The organism is Dysgonomonas sp. BGC7 (assembly GCF_001261735.1).
Taxonomy (GTDB): domain Bacteria; phylum Bacteroidota; class Bacteroidia; order Bacteroidales; family Dysgonomonadaceae; genus Dysgonomonas.
This window is the reverse complement of sequence record NZ_CVRP01000017.1, coordinates 17,484-40,793: the sequence shown is the minus strand read 5'-3', so window position 1 is coordinate 40,793 and position 23,310 is coordinate 17,484. Positions and strand designations below refer to the sequence as shown.

Sequence of the window (23,310 nt, the reverse complement as noted above, 5' to 3'; positions counted from 1 at the left end):
TAAAATGGATTCAACTTCTAAAGAACGTGCCCGACTTGCTATATTTTGCCTGTACTTCTGTACCGGAATCTGCTTTTCGAGCTGGGCGAGCCGCATACCCGACATAAAAACATCGCTTGGGCTGGGCGATGCAGCTTGGGGAACTATCCTTCTGATGATTCCTATCGGGCAGATATGTGGTATGACAATATCGGGCCTGATTATATCAAAAATAGGAAGTAAAAAGATATTTCCATTTGCCCTCATAGGATATGTATTGGCTCTTTTGCTTGTAGGAGTTTCAGCCAGCGAATACGCACTGATCTTGAGCCTGATTATTTTCGGTTTTTTCGGAAATTTCTGTAACATTTCCATCAATACACAGGCTGTAACAATAGAAAACATGTACCACAAGCCCATCATGGCCTCTTTTCATGGTGGATGGAGTTTCGCCGGACTGACAGGTGCCGCAATAGGTCTATTAATGTCGACACTACATATGCGTCCTGTTCTCCATTTCGGAATCATCGGGCTTATTGTTCTTATTACGCTCATCATAAACAAACCATACCTGCAAGCCGATCCGAAAAAAGAAAAAGACCCTGCCGACATTGCCGCAAAGAAAAAGAACAAGCCCGAAACATTTTTGTTTCTTCTCGGCACAGTTGCATTTTGCGGAATGGCTGCAGAAGGAGCAATGTCCGACTGGAGCGGACTCTATCTTATAGATGTAGTAGGCACTCAAAAAAACATAGCACCTATCGGATTAGCCGCCTATATGGTTACAATGGCAACCGGTCGTTTCCTGATAGACAAAGCAACACAGAAATGGGGTAGAAAGCGTGTTTTACAAACAGGAGGAACACTTATTGCAGTAGGGCTCTTCACTGCTGTAGCTCTGCCGCACTTTGTCACTACTATTATTGCGTTCATGATCATCGGTCTGGGTACGGCAGGTATTGTACCTACAATATACAGCGTAGCCGGACAAAAGACGAAAATACCGACAAGTATAGCACTTACCATAGTGTCCAGTGTCAGTTTTTTAGGATTCCTTATGGGACCTCCATTGATAGGTTATATTTCGAGCGTTACCAACCTCAGATATTCCTATGCCCTCATCGGACTATTCGGGATATGTATAGTTGTACTTGCATCTATGATAAAAGTATTGAAAAGAGATTAAAAAATAAAATATAAAAATGTCTACTATTTTAGATAAAATCATTGCTAATAAAAAGATAGAAGTAGAAAAGCAAAAAGCAGAAATTTCCATCAAAGCATTAGCGGAAAATATATCATACGACAAACAAGTCGCTTCATTCAAACAAGCATTGATCAACTCCTCTACAGGTATTATTGCAGAATTTAAGAGGCGGTCACCCTCACGCGACTGGATATTTAAAAATGCAAAGATAGAAGACGTTATCCCATCATATTCACAAAATGGTGCAAGTGCCATTTCAGTGCTTACAGATATGGACTTTTTTGGTGGAAACTTAGCAGACTTGGTAAGAGCTAAGGAACTGACAAAAACTCCTTTGCTAAGAAAAGATTTTGTAGTGGACGAGTATCAACTCTATCAGGCAAAATCTGTTGGGGCAAGTGCCATATTACTTATCGCTTCGGCTCTGTCGATAAAAGAAACCATCCTTCTTTCCTCTAAAGCAAAAGAATTGGGACTCGATATTCTTTTAGAAATTCACAACGAAAAAGAATTGGAACACATAAACGACAAAGTAGATGTAGTAGGCGTAAACAACCGCAATCTAGGTACTTTTGTTACAGACATACAGGTATCGTTCGATTTAGCGGATAAGATACCAAACGAATTTGTGAAAATATCGGAAAGCGGAATATCCAAACCCGAAACAGTGAAACAATTACAGCAAGTAGGATATCGAGGTTTCCTTATGGGCGAAAATTTCATGAAAACATCCAATCCGGGCAAGGCGTTAGAGGAATTTATAGGACAGCTACAATGAAGATAAAAGTTTGCGGGATGAAATCGCCCGACAACATCAGCCAATTAGCTCAACTACCTATAGATTTTATGGGTATGATATTCTATCAGAAATCGCCCCGCTATGTCGAAAAGCTGACTTTGTCCGATCTCAGTGTTTTGCCTCGGTATATAGAGCGAGTCGGTGTATTTGTGAATGCCGAAAGAGATTTTATTCTGGAAAAAGTCAATGAATATGGACTTGACCTTATTCAGTTGCATGGAAACGAATCTCCCTCATTTTGCAAAGAGCTGAATGAGACATTGCCTATAATAAAAGCATTCAGTATAGCAGACATTTCGGATATAGAACAAACCAAAGCATACGAAGGGTTGTGGGGATATTTTCTGTTCGATACCAAGACACCGCAGCATGGAGGTTCGGGGCTGAAATTCGATTGGGAAATACTTAACGAATATAAAGGAAATACTCCTTTTTTCTTAAGCGGTGGAATATCGGCAGAAGATGCTGAAAGAATAAGAGAAATCAAACACCCGCTGTTGTATGGGCTAGACCTCAATAGCAAATTTGAAACTGAGCCGGGAGTAAAAGATATTGAATTATTGAAACAATTTATAAAACAAATAAAAGATGAACAGGATTAAGCAATTATTTGAAAAAAAGAACGAAAATATACTTTCTATTTATTTCACTGCGGGGTTTCCTCAGTTGGACGATACTCCTGCAATCATTAAAGAACTGGAAACAAACGGTATCGACTTGATAGAAGTAGGCATACCATTCTCAGATCCGATGGCAGACGGCCCAACAATTCAGGACAGTGGAACAATTGCTCTACGCAATGGTATGACACTGAAAACCTTATTCGATCAGTTAAAAGACATACGCAAAGAAGTGAACATTCCGCTTATAATGATGGGCTATCTGAATCCGATAATGCAATACGGATTCGATAACTTTTGTAAGCAATGTAAGGAAATCGGCATAGACGGAGCTATTATCCCCGACCTGCCATTCGATGACTATATAAAAGAATATAAGCCTATAGCTGACAGGTACGATGTAAAAATAGTAATGCTGATAACACCTGAGACTTCAGACGAACGCATCAGGCTTATAGATGAACATACCGACAGTTTTATCTATATGGTATCTTCGGCCGCTACAACAGGCGCACAAAAAAGCTTTGATGAGCAAAAGCAGGAATACTTTCGCCGCATAAACGAAAAGAACCTTCGCAATCCTCGCCTTATAGGGTTCGGCATATCTAACAAGGCCACATTGGAAGCCGCTCAGGCAAATGCCAGCGGAGCCATTATAGGAAGTAAATTTATAACATTACTAAAAGAAAGTGCCGGCATAAAAGAGGCAGTAGCTGCATTAAAAGAGGCACTTAGCAAATAAACCATTCGAAAAAAAATATTTGTATCTTCGCTATCTGTTTCAGTCACAAATCTGGCGAGTACAAAATGACGACAATGAAAGAATATATAAAGAGAGTAGGTAAATTTGTAGTTAAATACAAGTTTACCATACTCTCTTTACTGTACATCAGCCTCATCGTTCTTGTACCCATAAAGTTTTCATTCAGTATTGCAATAGCATGCCTTATATTGTCGTTATTCTTCATTCTCAACCTTCTGGCAAAGATTAAGTATAGGCTCATACCTACCATAATATTTGCTTTCATATTAGTCTTCAACGCCTATTTTGCCTTTGTTCTCAAGTCAGATGTTTCTCTCGAAATAATGGCTTCCATCCTCGAAACCCACATGGCCGAAGCTGTCAGTATGGTCAAAGGAGAAGTACTGCTTGGAGCAATTATTGGGATAGTCGCAACCTCAGCCCTATTGTATGTTGCCGAAAAGGAACTGAAAGAAGCAAAAATATCTATTAAAATATCCGCAATCTATCTCGCCTTTTACTGCTTCGTATTTCTACCCGTAATCTGCTATAAACGGATAAAATGGATGGAAGAGGAGGAGTTGTTTAAGGAAGTCCCGATCAGAGTGATACAAGACAAAGTTAACATGTATGCTCCTGTGTTGTACGGTAATATATTCACTATCCTTGCCTATGAAGAAGAAATGTCAATGTTGCGCGAGTTTTCCGATCAGAGCAATAAGACATTGCCCGAAGGTATTGTTCTGAACGATACAGTGCAGACTCCACAAAAAATATATTTGGTAATAGGAGAGAGTGCCTATCGCAAACATTGGTCTCTGTACGGATATCCGACAAATACTACTCCGTTCGTAGATAGTTTATATTCCGCAGCGCCCAATCAGCTAAGTTTTTACAATGGTGTGGCTTCTGCTCCTTTCACCCGAAATGCAATAAGAATGGCACTGTCTTTTGCTTCTCCTACAAATATGGAGCCGTTTTACACCAATAAAACTCTCCTCGAATTGGCTCGTGATGCGAAGTATAATACCTTTTGGATTTCAAACCAAGGCTCATCAGGCATACAAGATTCTTATCTGGGATATATAGCCGCCTGTGCCGACAAGGCTATTTTTACAGAAGGGGGCTATTTGGCGAATGACGACCTTACCCTGATCCCATTATTGAAAAAGGAGCATAACAACAAAGACAGACAGTTTTTTGTAATACACCTTGTAGGTAGTCACAATAATTACTCGGATCGTTACGATGCCGCCGATGTGAAAGCAATACCGGGAAATAATACGATACTGAATAATTACGATCGGTCGATACACCATACCGACCGGGTTTTGCATGAAATATATAATATAATGCAACAAGACTCCACAGCTCTGCTTTTCTACTTTTCCGACCATGGAGAGATAATTGGTAGAGGACACGGCCCTTGGAAAAATGGCATTGCTCAATTCGATATTCCTTTGATTACAATAAACAGGAATACAAATAAGATAGACTCTGTATCAGCCAAATACCAAGAAGTAGATACAGCGGAAAAATTAATAAATAATTCGAGTACAATATATATTCTGGCCGAGATGATGGGCTATTTCATCCCCGAAAAATATACAAATAAAGCTGTTTCGGATGGAAAGTATGTCCGACATGCCGACCAGTCCTACTCCCTCTACTCCGACATAAAAGAAGAGGCTGAATAATTTAGCCACAATACGGAGGTAATAGCAACATTGAAGTCATCGTATTTTTAATACCTTTACAGCTTGTAATCAAATAAGAATAAATGGCCGATTCTTTAAAAAGAAAAACTGGTGTCGCCCTATTCTGGAGTTTTGTAGATAAGGGTGGGCAACAAGTAATACAATTTATATTTTTCTATATACTGGCACGCCTTGTTCTCAAGGAAGACTTTGGTATAGTCGGTATTCTTGCTGTTTTCACTGCGATTGCCAACATTCTTCAAGAAAGTGGCTTTTCTTCTGCCCTGATAAGAAAAAAGAATGTGCTTCAGGAAGAATACTCTTCTGTTTTCTATTTCAATATCGTAGTCAGCTTATCTATTTACATATTATTGTTTTTCTCTGCGCCACTAATCAGTTCTTTTTACGAAAAGCCCATACTTACAGACCTCTCCCGATTTATATTTCTGGCATTTGTATTTAGTGCTTTCGGAATAGTACAAAATGTACATCTGATAAAAAGCATGAATTTTAAGACCAACACACGTATTACGTTGTTAGCAGGAGTCATCTCGGGATTAGTTGCGATAGCAATGGCCTACAAAGGATTTGGAATATGGAGTATAGCGTCACAATTAGTATTACAAAGTTTCTTACGAACTGTCTTCCTATGGTTCTTTGTGCGATGGAAACCAAAGATGCAGTTTTCTGTCATTCATATCAGGAAGATGTCGGCGTATAGCATCAAGCTGCTCTTAACCACCCTTCTCAATCAAATATGCGGCAACATAGTTCCTCTTATTATTGGTAAGAAATTTGATTTTATGCAAGTAGCGGCCTACAATCAGGCGGGTAAGCTGAACAATATACCTCAATCTATAATCAGCGACGGCATAAAGAGTGTTGCATATCCCTTACTTACAAATATAGATGAAGATGAAGAACGTGAAAAAAGGATATTTCGTAAAGTAGTACGCATCACAGCCTTTATATCCTTTCCTGTAGCAATAATGCTGATCGTCACGGCGAAGCCCATTGTAGGCATATATTTACCACCCGAATGGGCAGATGTTACTCCTTTCTTACAGGTGCTGGCTGTGGGAGGTGCATTCTTCCCTTTATACTCTCTAATAAGCTCACTATTACAATATAAAGGAAAATCAGGATTACTGTTAAAAATAGAACTGTTCCGAAATATACTGCTTCTATGCTCCATCGCCATTGGGGTTCAATACGGAGTATTGGGGTTGGTTACATGTATATCAGGAGTGAGTGCTATATCGTTTTTCTTTGGTATGTATATATCTGGGAGAACGATATCTTACACAATCAAAGAAATACTTTTCGACATCTCTCCGTATCTGGGGATAGCCATTGTATCTTTTCTACCGATGCTGTTACTATACCGAACAGAAATAAACAATATATACCTGCAGTTGCTCATTCCTTTTTTTGCAGGAAGTTGTGTATATTTGTTCATTGTGAAAGTTCTTGGTTCGGTAATTATAAAAGAAACCATTGATTTTATAAAACAATCTTTAAAATAAATCCATGTTAAAGTCGATCCAACTAATATTCGGTTTTTATCCCAGACGTATTCTTCGGAGTCTGAGTTCGTTGTCTTGGTATAGGCGATCGCGAAAAGAATTTAAAAGACAAACAAAAGAAAAAGGGACTCCTTTTCCGATTACCAGCACTTTTCCGTGTCTGACAGACAGATACGAAGAAGGAGGTGCTCCATCTAAGCACTATTACTATCAAGATTTATTGATAGCTCAATATATATTTAAGTCGCAACCTAAAACACATGTAGATATAGGCTCACGAATTGACGGTTTCGTTGCCCATGTGGCTTCTTTCAGAGAAATAGAAGTAATAGATATACGAATATTGACCAGCAACATAGACAATATTAAATTTCTTCAGGCAGATATGATGAATCCCATAGCAGACAGTCACAAATGCTATTGTGACTCTATTTCTTCCCTACATGCCGTCGAGCACTTCGGGCTGGGGCGCTATGGCGATCCTATAGACCCGGAAGGCTATCTCAAAGGGCTGAATAATATGTACGATATGTTGCAGACAGGAGGTACATTTTATTTCTCGGTTCCCATAGGACCTCAGCGAGTAGAATTTAATGCACACAGAGTATTTTCGGTAAGCTATTTGCTGGAATTATTCAGCGATAGATACAATCTGAAAGCATTTTCATATGTAGATGACAAAGGCGACTTGCACAAAGAGGTAGCAATGGATGAGAACAAAATAACATCAAACTTCGGTTGTAACTATGGTTGTGGAATTTTCACTTTAATAAAGAAATAAGACGATGGTCACTGTATTATTGTCAGGAGGGCTCGGGAACCAAATGTTTCAGTATGCGGCCGCTAAAGCCTTAGCAAAACGACTAAATACAGATTTAGCCATCGATACATATAATCTGTCTAAAAAGACACAAACAACTGTCAGGAACTTTGAACTCGATATTTTTGATACAGAGTATAAATTCACGTCTTCATTAAAAGGGAAACTTCTGATAAAGGGAAGACCCTTTATTCAAAAACACAGAGATTTTTTCCTAAAATTAGGATTCTTCACTGATACATACGCTATCTTATATCAACCCGTATTTGAGAAAATAAAAGGCAATATCCTGATGTCGGGATATTTTCAAAACGAAAAATATTTCAAGAGTATTTCTCAAGAGATACATACAGGTTTTTCATTCAAAGTTCCTCTAAAAGGCGAGAATATCGAAATTGCAACAAGAATAGCTCAAACAGAATCTGTATCCGTGCACATACGTAGAGGAGACTATATAAGCAATAAACATGCTGCATCAAATTTCATCACCTGCGATAAAGAATATTACCGGAAGGCTATAGCCCATATCTCTACAATACATACTACTTCTTCCTTTTTTGTGTTTTCGGACGACATGGAATGGGTGAGAGATAATATTGATTTTGGGGGCAATACTGTCAATTTTATTGACTGGAACAAGGATAGCCTTAGCTATATAGACATGCAACTGATGAGCTTGTGCAAACATAATATAATAGCCAACAGCAGTTTCAGCTGGTGGGGAGCATGGCTCAACAGGAATAAGGAGAGGATAGTGATAGCTCCCGATAAATGGTTTGTAGATGAAAAGAAAAACTTATTATTAGACAGTTTCTATCCCGAAGGATGGATTAAACTAAGGTCTCAGACCTAATAATACTTACTGTTATTTATACCGTTATGCCAAAAGTTTCTGTATTAATGCCTGTATACAATGCAGAGAAGTACCTTTCTCTTGCTATCGACAGTATTATAAACCAGTCGTTTACCGATTGGGAACTGATACTTGTCAACGATGGTTCTACAGACAACAGCGAACAGATAGCCCTTGCGTATACCGACCAAAGAATAAAATATTTGAAGAACGAAGGAAACAAAGGGCTTATATACACACGAAATCGGATGATAGAGCAGGCTTCGGGCGAATACATTGCATTTTTGGATAGTGACGATATTTCCATGTCCGAAAGACTTACTCAACAAGTTCTTTTCTTAGATAAAAATACGGATTACGGGCTGTGTGGCACATGGTGCACGATGATAGATGAGATGGGCAAAAAGATGAAACGGATAAATATGTCTGTTTCGTCTGACGAAATAAAATGTTCTCTCTTGTTTACCAATACATTTGTGCAATCTAGCATTATGATAAGGCGGGACATTCTTATACGTAATCCTTATGATAAAGAATACCCTTTGGCCGAAGACTATGAGCTGTGGTGCCGCCTGTCACAATTATATAAGATGCAAAATTTGCCACAACATCTTACCCTGTACCGATGGCATAGCAGCAATATAAGCAAATCGAAAAAAGAGCAGCTAGACTCTTTGGTGGATAAGATCTCTAAGCGGGAACTGAAAAATATTGGCATAAATGCTTCCGACTATGAGCTGTCTATTCATTCCTCGATAAGAGATAAAAACATTGTCAACTTGCCCCACAATGTGTATTTAAAAGAACTAAGGCTTTGGCTGCACAAAGTAGCTGAATACGGAATACGAAGCGAGGAATACAATAAAGATACGTTTTTGGCAACTATTGCTTTTCGCTGGATTTTTGCCTGCAAAGAACAAAAATTATATCTGAAAGCATTATCTTTACCTGTCGGTCTGAGCCTAAAAGGCTATCTGATTTTATCTAATATGCTTCGTAAAAGAATATAAATTATAGGCCAATATGCACCCTCAAACAGAAGATCTAAGAGCAAAATACAACCCTGAAGGTTCTGAGCTTAGAACCCTTCAGATGAAAATGTTGGATATACTGATTGTTGTGACCAATATATGCGACAAACATGATATTCCGTATTGGATAAGTGGGGGTACCCTGTTAGGTGCTGTGAGGCATGGCGGTTTTATCCCTTGGGACGATGATATAGACATCGAGTTGCTCTATCCCGATTACAAGAAGCTATTGAAAATATTGCCAAAAGAACTTCCCAACAGCCTTTATCTGCAAACCCCTAGAGAGAAGAGCTACCGCACTCTTTTTTCGAAAGTGAGAGACAAGCATACCATTATACACTCGGAAGAGGAAGATATGGCCAGATACAAGGAAAAGGGCGTATATATAGACCTTTTCCCATTGGAGAGAGGCTACAAGGGAATGAAGAGGATTGTCGATTTCTTTTATGGGAGAGCATTCAGAAGATTAAAAAGAGGTAGACCTTTCCAGTCTTTAAAATATTTCTATGAATATACAATCTCTTTATTCTTATATCCGATAGGTATCATACTTCTAGGTATAGCCAGAGTAATAAGTGCTTTGACAAAACCGGACCAAGCCATATATCATTATGGGATCAATATTTATTTCGATCGTCCGATCAGCGATATGCTACCTGTCAGCAAAATAGAATTTGAAGGACATGTTTTTTCAGCTCCGGGAAAGGTAGACCCTTATCTAAGAAAACAGTATGGAGACTATACGGAAGTTCCTCCCGAAGGTAAACGTGCAACCCATTTTATGGAAGTGGAATACCTATGATTATAAGCCCATTTTAGCAAATATTTCTTCTTCTTTTGCTCTAGCTTTCTTTACTGAATCTTTATTCTTCACATCTATTCCATATTTTGATGGGGCAGGTATTACCAGCTGTGTTCCTAAAGGTACATTGTTAGGATTCTTTATTTTGTCCTTATTTTCCTCATAAATGTAGATCCAAAAAGACTTATGTCCATAATACTCCAACGAGATGTTTCGCAAAGTATGTCCGGATGCAATAGTAAGCATTGTCAAAGGTTTATTGTCTGTTTGTGGCTTCTGTGTTTGTGGTCTGTGATTGGTTTCTATTGGTTTCTGTATAGCAGAGGAATCCGCTACCGGCACTATAATTACAGCACCTATAGAATCTTTTTTCTCTGATGTTATATCTTTAAGAGGTTTGTTCTCATAAGAAATAACAATTTTTGTTTCTTTCTCCCAAACACCATCTTGAAGATATCTCCTTATATTTTCAGAGAAAAATATACCAACACCAATCAATGCGATCAGAAGAAAAGCAATAGTATACCCAATTACTTTCTTTTTATTTCTTGATTTCTCATTTTCTTCTTCAAAAACACTTTCTTCGGCAGACATATATGTACTTTCCGCATACGTTATCTTATGCGGAATAATTTCTTCACGATCTTCAACCTCCGGCAAAATCTCTTCAATCTTTTCTCCGACTAGAGAATCAGAATTTTCTGCTTTAGTTTCAAATTGATTTTCCTCCTCAACAGGAATTTCTATTATTTCCTCTGTATATGAAACCGTTATTATTTCAGGCTCAGTTTCACTATGATCCTCTACGATATTCGAGATATCTTCATTAAGACCTTTTTCTATATTTTCCTCCTCGTTATTACTTACAGCATCCTGTTCTTCCTCATCAGAATCATCTGTCGTACTTTCCATATCATCGAAAGTTACACCATCTTCAAGCACTACACTTTCGAAATGAGAAAACGGACGGTTTACAGCTTCTTTCAAGAGCTTATCGGGCACAAAGCTGAGTTTGTAATGAGCAGGAATCTCTATAGCCTCTCCCGTATTCACATCTACACTTTTACGTGCATTTACCTTAACTAATTTGAATACACCAAAATCTTTTATTTTTACAGACTCTCCTTTTTCTATATTCTCGGATATAACCGCAATAAGTTCACGCAAAAACAATTCAGCATCTTTTTTAGTAATATTCTGCTGCTTTGCAAGTAAATCAATCAAATCCTGAAGGCTTAATCTTTCATTCATTTACTTCTAGTTTTTTCAGGTTATCTTTTATAGTCTGTCCGGGACGAAAAGCGAGTGATATTTTAGGAGGGACGAGAAAGCGTTGTTTAGAAACCGGATTTACAGATATACGTTCGCCTTTCTTTTTTGTTTCGAACAAACCAAAGCCTTGAATATTAATAGAATTGCTTTCCTCCATATTACTATTTATAATAGAAACTGTAGCTTCAAGTATTTCCGATGTCTGCCGTTGAGTCCAATCCAGACGCTTGGCCAGTGTCGCTATTAATTCTTGGTTTGTCATAGTTAAAGGTTTTTATTAAATAACTTCTCCGTACAAGTCGAATGGCTGAGCGCCAATGACCTTTATTTTATACATTTCTCCTATAGTTATCGGCTTGTTTTTCTTTATCAGCACTTCCGGATCAACCTCAGGAGAATCATATTCTGTACGCCCTATATAGTAGTCAGGTTCTTCTCGGTCGACAATCACAGTCATTTCCTTCCCTATTTTCTCTTCATTGATTTCAAGGGCTATTCTTTCCTGTAAAGCCATCAATAAATCCATTCTCTCTTGCTTTACAGCATCCGTGATCTCATCCTTATAGTGCGAATAAGCATAGGTTCCATCTTCGTGAGAATAGGGAAACGCACCCATTCTTTCGAATCGCACATCTTTTACAAATTGAAGTAACTCTTCAAAGTCTTTATGTGTTTCGCCGGGATGTCCAACCATCAAAGTAGTGCGAATATGTATACCGGGAACTTCTTCCTTTATTTTTCGGATCAGTTCGTATGTCTTTTCTTTAGATATATTGCGGCGCATCTTTGTCAGCATATTATCACTGATATGTTGCAGCGCAATATCCAGATATTTACATACATTATCATTCTCACGCATTACCCGAAGTAAATCATAAGGGAAGTTTGCCGGATAAGCATAATGTAAACGAATCCACTTTACTCCATCTATTTTAGCAATACGTTCTATCAGTTCGGGAAGCTTTGCCTCTTTATAATTATCTAAACCATAAAAAGACAGATCCTGTGCAATTACCTGAAATTCTTTAACTCCCGAAGCTACAAGACTGCGCACTTCACCTTCAACTTCTTCTATCGATCGCGACTGATGTTTGCCTGTCATTATAGGAATAGAGCAGTAAGAGCAAGTACGATTACATCCCTCAGATATTTTCAGATAGGCATAATGAGCAGGAGTAGTAATACTACGTTCCAGTGCAAGATCCTGATGATAAGATTTTCCCAAATCGGAAATTAAAGCTTTCCAGCCAAATTTACCATAAAAAGCATCTACTTCCGGAATTTCCTGTCTCAGTTCGTCCATATACCTTTCGGTAAGGCAACCCATTACAAAAAGCTTATTTAATTTCCTTCTCTTCTTAGCATCGGCAAACTCAAGAATCATATTTATAGATTCTTCTTTTGCATCGCCAATAAAGCCGCAGGTATTAATCACCACTATTTCGCCTTCGGGTTTATCCGGGTCATGCTTCACAGTATAACCATTAGCCAATAATTGCTTCATCAACAACTCGGAGTCTACCAAATTTTTAGAACACCCAAGTGTTATTACATCTATTCTGTTTTTCTTCATCGTGCAAGGTCACAGACCTATTTTAGAACTCCTGTTTCCGCTTTCAGAATAGACAGAAACAGAGTCAAACTCTTTTCTATTGATTTTTATTTACTCTCCAAACAAGCTATTCACAAAATCTTTCCGTCTGAACACTTGTAAGTCATCTATTCCCTCACCCAGACCAATATATTTGACAGGAATTTTGAATTGATCGGAGATACCTATTACAACACCTCCTTTAGCTGTTCCATCCAGTTTTGTTATCGCCAATGCTGTCACATCGGTAGCAGCGGTAAACTGGGTTGCTTGTTCAAAAGCATTCTGCCCGGTCGATCCGTCAAGAACTAACAATACTTCGTGTGGTGCGCCCGGAACTATCTTATCCATTACTTTCTTTATTTTAGAAAGTTCATTCATCAGGCCTACTTTATTGTGCAAACGCCCTGCTGTATCAATAATTACAACATCTGCGTTGTTCGATTTTGCTGAACTCAGTGTGTCGAAAGCAACAGAAGCTGGATCTGAACCCATAGCCTGTTTTATCACAGGAACGCCCACTCTTTCACCCCATACCACAAGCTGTTCGACCGCTGCTGCACGAAAGGTATCCGCAGCACCAAGATATACCGATTTGCCGGCTTTCTTAAACTGATTTGCAAGTTTTCCTATGGTTGTAGTCTTGCCGACTCCATTCACTCCAACAACCATTATCACATATGGTTTCTTATCATTCGGAATAGAAAACTCATCAGCATCTACTGTATTATTTTCGGTTAGTAAACTTGCTATTTCGTCTCGCAATATCGAATTAAGCTCCTCTGCTCCGACATATTTATCTTTAGCAACACGATCTTCGATACGTTCTATAATTTTCAGTGTGGTATTCACGCCCACATCTGAGGTTATGAGAACTTCTTCCAAGTCGTCGAGAACATCATCATCGACCTTCGATTTGCCCGCAACAATACGAGACAGCTTGGAGAACATCGACTCCTTAGTCTTCTCAAGACCTTTATCTAAAGTTTCTTTTTTTTGCTTCGAAAAGAAATCAAACAAACCCATATCTTCTATTATTTTTGATTATTAAAGCATCCTTCAGAGATCGTCTCAACAAAATAAACCTCTCTAATCAAGCCTTATACAAAGCTACAAAATGGAAAACAAAAACGCCTCCCTACTTTAAGTCGAAGGAGGCGTTTTAAATATTTTTAACAAGATTATTTCGTAAAATAATTCTGTACAGATTCGTTAGGAACCATTTCTTCTTTAAAAGTGTAAGCACCTGTTTTAGGCGACTTTACCACTTTAATTACTTTTGCGTAGTTACGACCATCTTTTGACGATGCATCACGATAACCCGCTACAACTTTCTTTGCCATGGTTTATGTCGTTTTATTTAATTTCTTTATGAACAGTTACTTTCTTAAGAACAGGGTTGTATTTTTTCAACTCTAGTCTTTCAGTTGTGTTCTTTCTGTTTTTTGTTGTGATATAACGTGATGTGCCCGGCATACCACTTTCTTTGTGCTCTGTGCACTCCAATATCACCTGGATTCTGTTTCCTTTTGCTTTCTTAGCCATTTTCTAGGTCCTCCTGATTTTATGCGTTCAAATACCCGTCTGAAGCCGCTCTTTTCAGCGCAGCATCCAAACCAATTTTATTGATTGTACGGAGACCTGCAGCTGAAATATTTAGGCTGATCCAACAATCTTCTTCTACCCAGTAGAATTTCTTTCTGAAAAGATTGACATTAAACTTTCTCTTAGTCTTTCTGTTAGAGTGAGAAACGTTGTTGCCAACCATAGCTTTTTTTCCTGTAATTTGACAAACTTTGGACATCGCTATCGTATTTTTATATTTATTTTTTTAGTTATTCGTATGCAAAATCGGGATGCAAATTTAGTTATATTTTTCAAACTTACAAATATTTATAACGTTAAAGTTCTATTTATTTTTCACTTAAAGTTTTAGAGAACAGATTAAATGTCATCTGTCCTTTTTTATTTACCTTTGCAAATAGGGATTCACGTTACAAATCCAACTAAATCCGCCCATTATTCAAAAGAAAAATGACAAAACGTATACTCATTACAGGAGCCAGTGGCTTTATCGGAAGTTTTCTAGTAGAGAAGGCTCTGAGTGAAAACTATGAAGTATGGGCAGGCGTACGCCAAAGCAGCAACAAAGACTACCTGAAAGATGAACGGATAAACTTTATAGACCTCAACTATGGAGACAAAAAACGACTAAAAGCGCAGCTAAAAGATTTTGTTACTAAGCGTGGACGATTCGACTACGTGATACACAATGCTGGTATAACAAAGTGCCTAAACATTGATGATTTCGATAAAATAAATTTTCGATTTACTGTTAATTTAATAGACACTCTTCGAGAAGCAGCCACACCCGACAAGTTCATATTAATGAGCAGCCTCAGTGCATTTGGCGTTGGTGACGAGAATAATTACACCCCAATAAAGCTATCAGACACCCCCAATCCAAACACCGCATATGGAAAAAGCAAGCTAAAAGCTGAACAATATCTACAATCAACAGAAGACTTCCCTTATATAATTTTACGTCCAACAGGGGTGTATGGACCACGGGAAAAGGACTACTTTCTGATGATAAAAACTGTAAGATCGGGGTTAGACGTCGGAGCCGGATTTAAGCCCCAACACCTAACGTTTATTTATGTAAAAGACTTAGTCGATGCAGCATTTCTTGCCCTAAAAAGCGACATAAAAAACAGAAGCTATTTTGTTGCCGATGGCGATATATACACGGACAAAGAATATACACAGCTAGTAAAAAAGACCATCAACAAGAAGCATGTTATCAGCCTCAAAGTTCCGTTGTGGCTACTGAAAGGAATATCGGTAATAGCAGAAGATATCTCAAAAATAACGAAACAGCCTTCTACCCTAAACAGAGACAAGTACAAAATTATGAAACAACGTAATTGGGTATGTGATACAGAACCTTTGATTAAAGATCTAGGCTTTTCTCCGAAATACAATCTGGAAGCAGGACTAAAAGAGTCCGTTGAATGGTATAAGAACAATGGGTGGCTATAACACCATTTATCTGCCGCGAAGAACATTAATATCACCTCCCCGCTTATATCTGATACCATCAGAACCTAAAGCCTCAATGACATAAAAATAAACTCCGGTAGTTACATACCGTCCATTATATTTACCGTCCCAACCTTTAGCCGGATCACTCCATTCATACAACTTTTTGCCCCAACGATTAAAGATGGTACATTTAAACTTCACAAGCGACTTATACGCAACCCGAAATTCATCATTAGATCCGGGAGAGTCGCCCGGAGAAAAGTAATTAGGAATATCAAGAGACGATATTGATATATTAAAACTCACACTGGCTGTATCTATACACATTGACGAACGTCCGGCCACCTCCAGCTTCACAACAAAGTCTCCGGACTCCTCGAAAGTATATTTTATATCCTGATCCGTATAACGATCTACAGGGTTGTTCATATCTCTGCTATTATATATCAGCCATGTATAATAATCTACTACAGGTTCATTTCCATGCCCATAAAAATTTATCGTAACAGGAGCAGAACCTCCGAGATCACTTCCTTCCGTTTTCTTTTCGTTGGCTACATTTCTCTTTTCCTGAACCGTTACAATATGCGCCTTAACCGAGATTGCAGAATATGCAGCTGATTCCAATTGCTTTGCCACTCCAAAATATTTAGCGAATTGATCCCCCTGCAATACAAACTTAGTATCTTTCAATGGAGCCGAAACAAGAACCTCTGCCCCAACCTCTCTTTCAGGAACTACAACTTCTTTATTTTCAAATTGCAAATTATCTTCATTCCATACTTGATTATCGTAATGTATTGTATATTTCCTTTTCACATCCCTCTTTGCACCACCGTTTGTATAAAAAGAGAGTTCATCCGATTTCGTCACATATAACTTTATATTCTCACACTTATCTTCACTTTCAACCACATCTATCGACGTAAAAACGGGCTGATGCAGACCATAGTCTATAATCCATACGGCCGCTTTCAATACACCATCTTCTTCAACCATATATCCTCTGCTATCGACCAGATTCGACAGTGTATAGGTCGTAACACCTCCACTGGATGAAGGCGACACATCTGTTACTAATTCTTTATCCGATATAGAATAACGGTAACTATAAAAATTGACAGACAGAGCCGTCGATTCGTATTTAAGAGTAACTCCTGTCAACGACTTAAAGATGCAAACTTTTTTTATACCCGACCCTGCTATATCTTCATTGTAAGAATAGTAATCGTCGGACATTATATAGTCTTGAGAAAATACCTCTACAGAAAAAAGAACAGCAATTATAAGCAAAAATGATTTTAATTTAATATTCATCCGCAATATCTAACAAAAAAAAAAAAATTAACCCTCTATCTTTTAACGGATAGAGGGTTATATTATTTTATAAAAAAAAGACGATATATTCTATCTCGAATTAAGCATTTATTCCAGACAAAACACCCATCTTTTTGAATACTCTTTCTATTCTTTGCAAAGCAGCATCTACCTGCTCCTTTGTATGTGTAGCCATCAGAGAAAAACGGATAAGAGTATCCGCAGGAGCAACCGCAGGAGCAACTACAGGATTCACAAACACACCTTCTTCGAAGAGCATTTTTGTAATTATAAACGTTTTCTCATTATCTCTGATAAACAATGGTATAATAGGAGTTGAAGTATGTCCTATTTCGCATCCCATTTCACGAAATCCATCAAGTGCATAATGTGTTATATCCCACAACGCTTTGATCCTTTCAGGTTCTGATTTCAAAATATCCAATGCTGCGCTGGCTGCCGCTGTAGCACCCGGAGTAGCACTTGCTGTAAATATATAAGCCCTGGAGTTGTGTCTCAGGTAATCTAAAACAGTTTCATTCCCTGCAATAAATCCTCCGATAGAAGCTAGCGATTTGCTAAATGTGCCCATAATAAGATCAACATCGTTGGCAAGACCACACTCTTCCACCAAGCCCTTTCCACTATAATTTGTACCCATAACACCTAAGCTATGAGCTTCATCAACCATTACACTAGCATTATACCGTTTAGCCAATTGTACTATTTCAGGTAACTTTGCAACATCTCCTTCCATACTAAACACTCCGTCTACAACAATAAGCTTCACCTTATCCGGTTCGCATCTCTGAAGCTGCTTTTCCAACGAAGACATATCATTATGCCTAAACTTCAGTTTAGTCGAATAAGACACCCTGCAACCTTCTATTATAGAAGCATGATCCAATTCATCCCAGAGAATATAGTCTTCACGCCCTGTTAGACAAGATATAACACCTTGATTAACGTTAAATCCGGTAGAATAGACGATAGCATCTTCTTTTCCTACAAACTCAGCTAATTTCTTCTCCAATTCCACATGGATATCGAGCGTCCCATTCAAAAAACGAGAACCGGCCATACCTGTTCCATATTTTTTTGTAGCTTCTATAGACGCTTCTTTTACTTTTGGATGGTTGGTTAACCCCAGATAGGCATTAGATCCGAACATTAACACTTTCTTGCCGTCAATAACAACCTCTGTGTCTTGGTCGCTTTGTATCTGTCTAAAATAAGGGTAAATCCCTGCAGAGCGGGCGTTTCTCGCCGCATCATACCGATACAATTTATCAGTTAGTAAACTCATATTCAATTTATAACAAAATAAAATTATTATAACTGCACTCCAGATATCTCGTTATCTCACAAAAATGCAGGCTGCAAAAATAGCTAAAAAAAATAAGAAAGAGGCTGTTTTATCGCAAATAATTAAAAAAAGGATATTTTAATGTTTTCTACAACTATAACTAACTAAACTATACCTCTTTTTTCTTAAATTTGCGGTTTGGTCATCAGATATACTCGAAACAACAAACATTTGATAATCTGACAAGGCCAAAGCAACAAATGACAAAAAGTAAGAAGAGCAAACATAATTTCTGGAAGCGACTGCATTTCAAGTACAGGCTTTCTGTTATAAACGAGAATACATTGGAAGAAATATGGAAAATAAAAGCTTCTATATTTTCGGGTGCTATGCTATTACTCATCTTTGCCTTTTTCTTAATAACAGTCACATCTGCCATTATAATTGCAACTCCTATACGATACTATCTTCCGGGCTATCTGGATTCTGAAATCAGGGAAAAAGCTTTACGTGCAGCAATAAGAACAGACTCTCTGGAACAGCAACTAAAATATCAAGAAGCTTACATCAATAATTTGCGGGATATTTTTTCAGGCAAAAGACAGTTCGACTCTGTAAAAATGATTGATACCATATCGGTATCTGAAAACGATCCATCTCTTAAAAAGACTGAACTAGAGAAGCAATTTGCAAAACACTACGAAGAAGAAGAGAAATACAATCTTTCTGTTTTATCTTCATCTCCCACCAATCCGATGGAAGGGCTGGTGTTTTTCAAGCCGGCGAAAGGCTTTATAACTTCTCGGTTCGACCCATCAAAGAATCATTATGGCATCACTATAAAAATAAAAGATTCATCGAAAGAAACAGTATCTGCAACACTCGATGGCTCTATTGTTTTTGCGGGATATGATATAAATTCGGGATATACAATACAGATACAGCATAAAAATGGATTTACATCCATATACAAGAATAATTCTATCCTTCTCAAACAAACCGGCGACAAGGTACGAACCGGCGAAGCAATAGCGGTGATAGATGACAAAGCGGAAAAAGATTCTCAAACTGCATTAAACTTCGAGCTCTGGTATAAAGGCAATGCTGTGAATCCTGAAAATTATATATCTTTCTAAACTAAAATACCAAACAAGTTAAAGAATTATATGAAACGAAATATCGCTATCTTAGGTTCAACCGGCTCAATTGGGACACAAGCTCTCGATGTAGTACGGGAGCATCCCGAGGATTTCGAAATATATGCGCTTACGGCAAACGACAATGTAGATCTACTGATCAAACAAGCCCGTGAGTTTTCGCCCGAAGTTGTAGTTATTGCAAATGATAACAAATACGCCCAACTAAAGCAGGCCCTTGTCGATTTACCCATAAAAGTTTGGGCAGGCAGTGAGTCTATTGCTCAAGTGGTAGAAAGCGAACCTATCGACATCGTGCTCACCGCTATGGTTGGTTACTCGGGACTAAAACCAACAATTAATGCCATAAAAGCAAAAAAGATAATCGCTTTGGCCAACAAAGAAACTCTAGTTGTGGCAGGAGAGCTTATTACATCACTGGCCTTAGAGAATAAAACGCCGATCTTACCTGTCGATTCGGAACATTCTGCTATATTTCAGTGTCTTACAGGAGAACATTCTCCTATCGAAAAGATATTACTTACTGCATCAGGAGGTCCTTTTCGGAATCATTCGAAAGAACAACTGAGCAAGGTAACAAAAGCCGAAGCGTTGAAGCACCCCAATTGGAGTATGGGCGCAAAAGTAACTATAGACTCGGCATCCCTTATGAACAAAGGGCTGGAGATGATAGAAGCAAAATGGCTCTTTGACGTAGAGCCTGACCAGATAGAGGTAGTAGTGCACCCTCAGTCTATTATCCATTCGATGGTGCAATTCGAAGATTCATCCATAATCGCACAATTAGGATTACCGGATATGCACCTGCCTATACAATATGCACTATCATATCCCAGAAGAATAAAATCAAACCTTGAACGCCTCGACTTTTTCAAACTAAAGACCATGACATTCGAACAACCGGATATCAGTCGCTTCCGCAATCTCACATTTGCGTTCGAAGCTGCACGCATAAAAGGAAATATGGCATGTATAATGAATGCTGCCAATGAAATAGCAGTATCAGCATTTCTAAGCGAAAAAGTAGGCTTTCTTGAGATGAGCGACATTATAGAAAGTACAATGGAAAAAGCGAGTTTTATAACATCTCCATCTTATGAAGATTATGTACAGACTGATATGGAGGCACGATATATTGCACAAGATTTAATCAATTAACTCTAGAAATATTTAATGGAAACATTTTTAATAAAAGCATTACAACTAATACTTAGTTTATCCATACTGGTTATAATACACGAGTTCGGACATTTCCTATTCGCCCGATTATTCAAAATAAGAGTAGAGAAATTCTATCTCTTTTTCAACCCTTGGTTTTCCCTATTCAAGTTTAAGCCAAAAAACAGCGATACTGAATATGGTATTGGCTGGGTGCCACTCGGTGGATATGTAAAAATATCGGGAATGATAGACGAATCCATGGATAAAGAGCAAATGGCTCAGCCACCTCAGCCCTGGGAGTTCAGGACTAAACCGTCATGGCAACGTTTATTAGTGATGGTTGGTGGCGTACTTTTCAACTTCATTCTGGCAATCATCATATACGGAATGATCTTATTTACATGGGGCGACTCGTACATTCCTGTAAAGTCGGTAAAAAATGGTATGACATTTTCCAAAACTGTAAAAGAATTGGGAGGCTATCAGGAGCATGATATTATCCTCAGTGTAGATGGAAAAGACATGAACAATCGTGGCGGAGTTTTAAACATGAATACATTCATGCAGTTCCTTGATGCCAAAGAAGTGGTAGTGGAAAGAAACGGACAGCCGGTTACATTAACTATGCCGGAAAAATTTGCAGAAAATGTAATTGAAGCCGAAGACCCTACACCTCCTTACTACTATTGGATATCGACCGTAGTCGACTCAGTATTTTCTTCAGCTAAAGAAGCCGGACTTCAGAAAGGTGATAGCATAGTTGCCGTAAACAGGAACCCTGTCACAACATGGACTGAGGCTGTCGGACAAATATCGAAAAAAGAAAATAAAGGAAAAAACATAAAGATTTCCTATGTACGCGACTCTATCACTACCGAAACAGAAGTGCTGGTTAGTGAAGCTTTAACTATAGGTATAGGCTCTACAAGACCTGTTTATGAAGTAAAAAAAGACTCTTATAGTTTCTTCCAAGCAGTACCCGCAGGAGCTGTATTGGGAGTAGAAACTCTGAAAGGATATGTGGCACAGATACGCTTTGTATTTTCATCCAAAGGGGTTCAGAACCTGAGTGGATTTGCAGGTATCGGTAATTTATTCCCTCCGGCTTGGGATTGGCACTCATTCTGGTCTATGACCGCGTTCTTGTCTATTATTCTAGCATTTATGAATATCCTCCCTATTCCGGCGCTGGATGGCGGACATATAATGTTCCTACTCTACGAAGTGATAACAAGGCGTAAACCGAACGAGAAGTTTATGGAATATGCTCAGATGGCAGGTATGATATTTATATTACTGTTGCTATTAGTAGCCAACGGAAACGATATAATCAGATTTTTCTTCAAATAAGTAAGATTTAGAATATAAAATGACAGTTACAGAATTAATTAAAAATACAAAAGGAACAGCGTTCTCTTTCGAAATATTACCACCTCTGAAAGGTAACGATATTGAGAAAGTGTACAATATTATAGATAAGCTGATTGAATTCAGCCCTCAATATATAAACATAACAACTCATCATAGCGAATACCTAGACCAACAGATGGCTGACGGTACAACAAAGAGAATCAATATACGTAAGCGTCCCGGATCGGTAGCCATAGCGGCAAGCATACAGCACAAATATGGAGTAACCGCTATTCCACACATGATATGCAAGGGATTCTCTCGCGAAGAAACAGAGTATGCTCTTATTGATCTGAATTTTCTAAGAGTCCATAACTTGTTGCTGCTTCAGGGTGATGGAAAACGCCTTGCCCCCGAACAGATATACCCTAACAGAAACGAATATGCAACAGATCTGCAAGAGCAGGTCAATAGATTCAATGAAGGAATAGCATCGGACGGAACAGTATTTGAAAAAAATGCAACACCATTTTCGTACGGTATGGCTTGCTATCCGGAGATTCACGAAGATGCTTTGAGTATGGAGTCGGACATTTATTACATGAAGCAGAAGGCAGAACAAGGATCTGAATATTTTGTTACACAAATGTTTTTCGACAATCAGAAATATTTCTCTTTTGTAGAAAAGTGCAGAAAGGAAGGGATTACCCAGCCAATTATTCCGGGAGTGAAGCCAATCGTACTTATGAACCAATTAGAAGTACTTCCCAGAATATTTCGTTCCAGCATTCCGGAAGAACTGGCAGGAGAATTGCGCAAATGTAAAACTGACGAAGCCGCTAAAGAAGTCGGGATTGAATGGGGAATCAAGCAATGTAAAGAACTAATAGCACATGGTGTACCCAGTCTACACTTCTACTCTTTGATGGCAACAGATAGTGTAAGACAAATAGCGAAGGAAGTATATTGATTTATCTATAAGAGAAAGCCTAGAAAAAGATTCTGACAGTTTTTTCTAAGATGCTAAAATGTTGT

General features: G+C 38.3%; 24 protein-coding genes. 15 read left to right on the top strand and 9 right to left on the bottom strand.

Translation table 11 applies throughout. The annotated features are described in order from the left end of the window. Positions 1–4 precede the first annotated feature (4 nt). The 10 genes from BGC7_RS14010 (at position 5) to BGC7_RS13965 (ending at position 10,076) form a co-directional block, all read left to right on the top strand. Positions 5–1,165 carry an MFS transporter gene (locus BGC7_RS14010; protein ID WP_050702232.1) on the top strand — a complete coding sequence of 387 codons (1,161 nt, stop codon included), beginning with the start codon at positions 5–7 and terminating at the stop codon, positions 1,163–1,165. Between the two features lie 16 nt (positions 1,166–1,181). Continuing rightward, positions 1,182–1,964 (top strand): indole-3-glycerol phosphate synthase TrpC, encoded by a 783-nt coding sequence (gene trpC, locus BGC7_RS14005; protein ID WP_050702231.1) that lies wholly within the window; start codon positions 1,182–1,184, stop codon positions 1,962–1,964. After that, positions 1,961–2,587, top strand: coding sequence for a phosphoribosylanthranilate isomerase (locus tag BGC7_RS14000; RefSeq protein ID WP_050702230.1), 627 nt, complete (start codon positions 1,961–1,963; stop codon positions 2,585–2,587). Before trpC ends, BGC7_RS14000 begins: the two co-directional genes overlap by 4 nt. Continuing rightward, on the top strand, positions 2,574–3,347 hold the full coding sequence (gene trpA / locus BGC7_RS13995; protein ID WP_050702229.1) for a tryptophan synthase subunit alpha: 774 nt from the start codon (positions 2,574–2,576) through the stop codon (positions 3,345–3,347). The genes BGC7_RS14000 and trpA overlap by 14 nt, the downstream gene beginning before the upstream one ends. Positions 3,348–3,421: 74 nt before the next feature. Then, positions 3,422–5,044: a phosphoethanolamine transferase gene (locus BGC7_RS13990; RefSeq protein ID WP_242034412.1), complete on the top strand. Its 1,623-nt coding sequence runs from the start codon at positions 3,422–3,424 to the stop codon at positions 5,042–5,044. Positions 5,045–5,127: 83 nt separating this feature from the next. Beyond that, the gene (locus BGC7_RS13985; RefSeq protein ID WP_050702227.1) at positions 5,128–6,570 is read left to right on the top strand and encodes a lipopolysaccharide biosynthesis protein; all 1,443 of its coding nucleotides are present in this window, start codon (positions 5,128–5,130) and stop codon (positions 6,568–6,570) included. A 4-nt stretch (positions 6,571–6,574) separates the two neighbouring features. Then, positions 6,575–7,351, top strand: a complete 777-nt coding sequence (locus tag BGC7_RS13980) for a DUF268 domain-containing protein (protein ID WP_050702226.1) — start codon at positions 6,575–6,577, stop codon at positions 7,349–7,351. Between the two features lie 4 nt (positions 7,352–7,355). Beyond that, entirely contained in the window at positions 7,356–8,243 is an 888-nt protein-coding gene (locus tag BGC7_RS13975) for an alpha-1,2-fucosyltransferase (protein ID WP_050702225.1), read from the top strand. 26 nt (positions 8,244–8,269) lie between these two features. Beyond that, positions 8,270–9,253 carry a glycosyltransferase family 2 protein gene (locus BGC7_RS13970; RefSeq protein ID WP_082206775.1) on the top strand — a complete coding sequence of 328 codons (984 nt, stop codon included), beginning with the start codon at positions 8,270–8,272 and terminating at the stop codon, positions 9,251–9,253. Between the two features lie 13 nt (positions 9,254–9,266). Beyond that, positions 9,267–10,076, top strand: coding sequence for a LicD family protein (locus BGC7_RS13965; RefSeq protein ID WP_050702223.1), 810 nt, complete (start codon positions 9,267–9,269; stop codon positions 10,074–10,076). Here BGC7_RS13965 and BGC7_RS13960 read toward each other — a convergent pair whose 3' ends face one another. The 7 genes from BGC7_RS13960 to rpmB all read right to left on the bottom strand — a co-directional run bounded on the left by BGC7_RS13960 (position 10,077) and on the right by rpmB (position 14,743). After that, a complete protein-coding gene (locus tag BGC7_RS13960; RefSeq protein ID WP_050702222.1) occupies positions 10,077–11,327 on the bottom strand; it encodes an HU family DNA-binding protein in 1,251 nt (416 codons plus the stop codon). Further along, complete coding sequence (locus tag BGC7_RS13955) at positions 11,320–11,610, bottom strand: HU family DNA-binding protein (protein WP_050702221.1); 291 nt, start codon at positions 11,608–11,610, stop codon at positions 11,320–11,322. The genes BGC7_RS13960 and BGC7_RS13955 overlap by 8 nt, the downstream gene beginning before the upstream one ends. Before the next feature lie 15 nt (positions 11,611–11,625). Then, positions 11,626–12,921 (bottom strand): 30S ribosomal protein S12 methylthiotransferase RimO, encoded by a 1,296-nt coding sequence (gene rimO / locus BGC7_RS13950; protein WP_050702220.1) that lies wholly within the window; start codon positions 12,919–12,921, stop codon positions 11,626–11,628. 90 nt (positions 12,922–13,011) lie between these two features. Then, positions 13,012–13,965: a signal recognition particle-docking protein FtsY gene (gene ftsY, locus BGC7_RS13945; protein WP_050702219.1), complete on the bottom strand. Its 954-nt coding sequence runs from the start codon at positions 13,963–13,965 to the stop codon at positions 13,012–13,014. Between the two features lie 155 nt (positions 13,966–14,120). Beyond that, a complete protein-coding gene (locus BGC7_RS17690; protein ID WP_082206772.1) occupies positions 14,121–14,282 on the bottom strand; it encodes a DUF4295 domain-containing protein in 162 nt (53 codons plus the stop codon). 13 nt (positions 14,283–14,295) lie between these two features. Further along, positions 14,296–14,484 (bottom strand): 50S ribosomal protein L33, encoded by a 189-nt coding sequence (rpmG, locus tag BGC7_RS13940; protein ID WP_050702218.1) that lies wholly within the window; start codon positions 14,482–14,484, stop codon positions 14,296–14,298. Positions 14,485–14,503: 19 nt separating this feature from the next. Continuing rightward, a complete protein-coding gene (gene rpmB, locus BGC7_RS13935) occupies positions 14,504–14,743 on the bottom strand; it encodes a 50S ribosomal protein L28 (protein WP_050702217.1) in 240 nt (79 codons plus the stop codon). Positions 14,744–14,973: 230 nt separating this feature from the next. Here rpmB and BGC7_RS13930 point away from each other — a divergent pair, with 230 nt between their 5' ends. Then, entirely contained in the window at positions 14,974–15,981 is a 1,008-nt protein-coding gene (locus tag BGC7_RS13930; RefSeq protein WP_050702216.1) for an NAD-dependent epimerase/dehydratase family protein, read from the top strand. A gap of 6 nt (positions 15,982–15,987) precedes the next feature. Here BGC7_RS13930 and BGC7_RS13925 read toward each other — a convergent pair whose 3' ends face one another. Further along, on the bottom strand, positions 15,988–17,301 hold the full coding sequence (locus BGC7_RS13925; RefSeq protein WP_050702215.1) for a T9SS type B sorting domain-containing protein: 1,314 nt from the start codon (positions 17,299–17,301) through the stop codon (positions 15,988–15,990). A 100-nt stretch (positions 17,302–17,401) separates the two neighbouring features. Further along, positions 17,402–18,607, bottom strand: coding sequence for a serine palmitoyltransferase (locus BGC7_RS13920; protein ID WP_050702214.1), 1,206 nt, complete (start codon positions 18,605–18,607; stop codon positions 17,402–17,404). 260 nt (positions 18,608–18,867) lie between these two features. Between BGC7_RS13920 and BGC7_RS13915 the strand changes: the two genes are divergently transcribed. From BGC7_RS13915 to BGC7_RS13900, 4 genes are read left to right on the top strand one after another with little or no spacing between them, the layout of a single operon-like run. Further along, positions 18,868–19,743: a murein hydrolase activator EnvC family protein gene (locus BGC7_RS13915; protein WP_050702213.1), complete on the top strand. Its 876-nt coding sequence runs from the start codon at positions 18,868–18,870 to the stop codon at positions 19,741–19,743. Between the two features lie 30 nt (positions 19,744–19,773). Continuing rightward, positions 19,774–20,922: a 1-deoxy-D-xylulose-5-phosphate reductoisomerase gene (locus BGC7_RS13910; protein WP_050702212.1), complete on the top strand. Its 1,149-nt coding sequence runs from the start codon at positions 19,774–19,776 to the stop codon at positions 20,920–20,922. A 15-nt stretch (positions 20,923–20,937) separates the two neighbouring features. After that, positions 20,938–22,275, top strand: coding sequence for an RIP metalloprotease RseP (gene rseP / locus BGC7_RS13905; RefSeq protein WP_050702211.1), 1,338 nt, complete (start codon positions 20,938–20,940; stop codon positions 22,273–22,275). A gap of 19 nt (positions 22,276–22,294) precedes the next feature. Then, positions 22,295–23,245 carry a methylenetetrahydrofolate reductase gene (locus BGC7_RS13900; RefSeq protein WP_050702210.1) on the top strand — a complete coding sequence of 317 codons (951 nt, stop codon included), beginning with the start codon at positions 22,295–22,297 and terminating at the stop codon, positions 23,243–23,245. Positions 23,246–23,310: the final 65 nt, after the last annotated feature.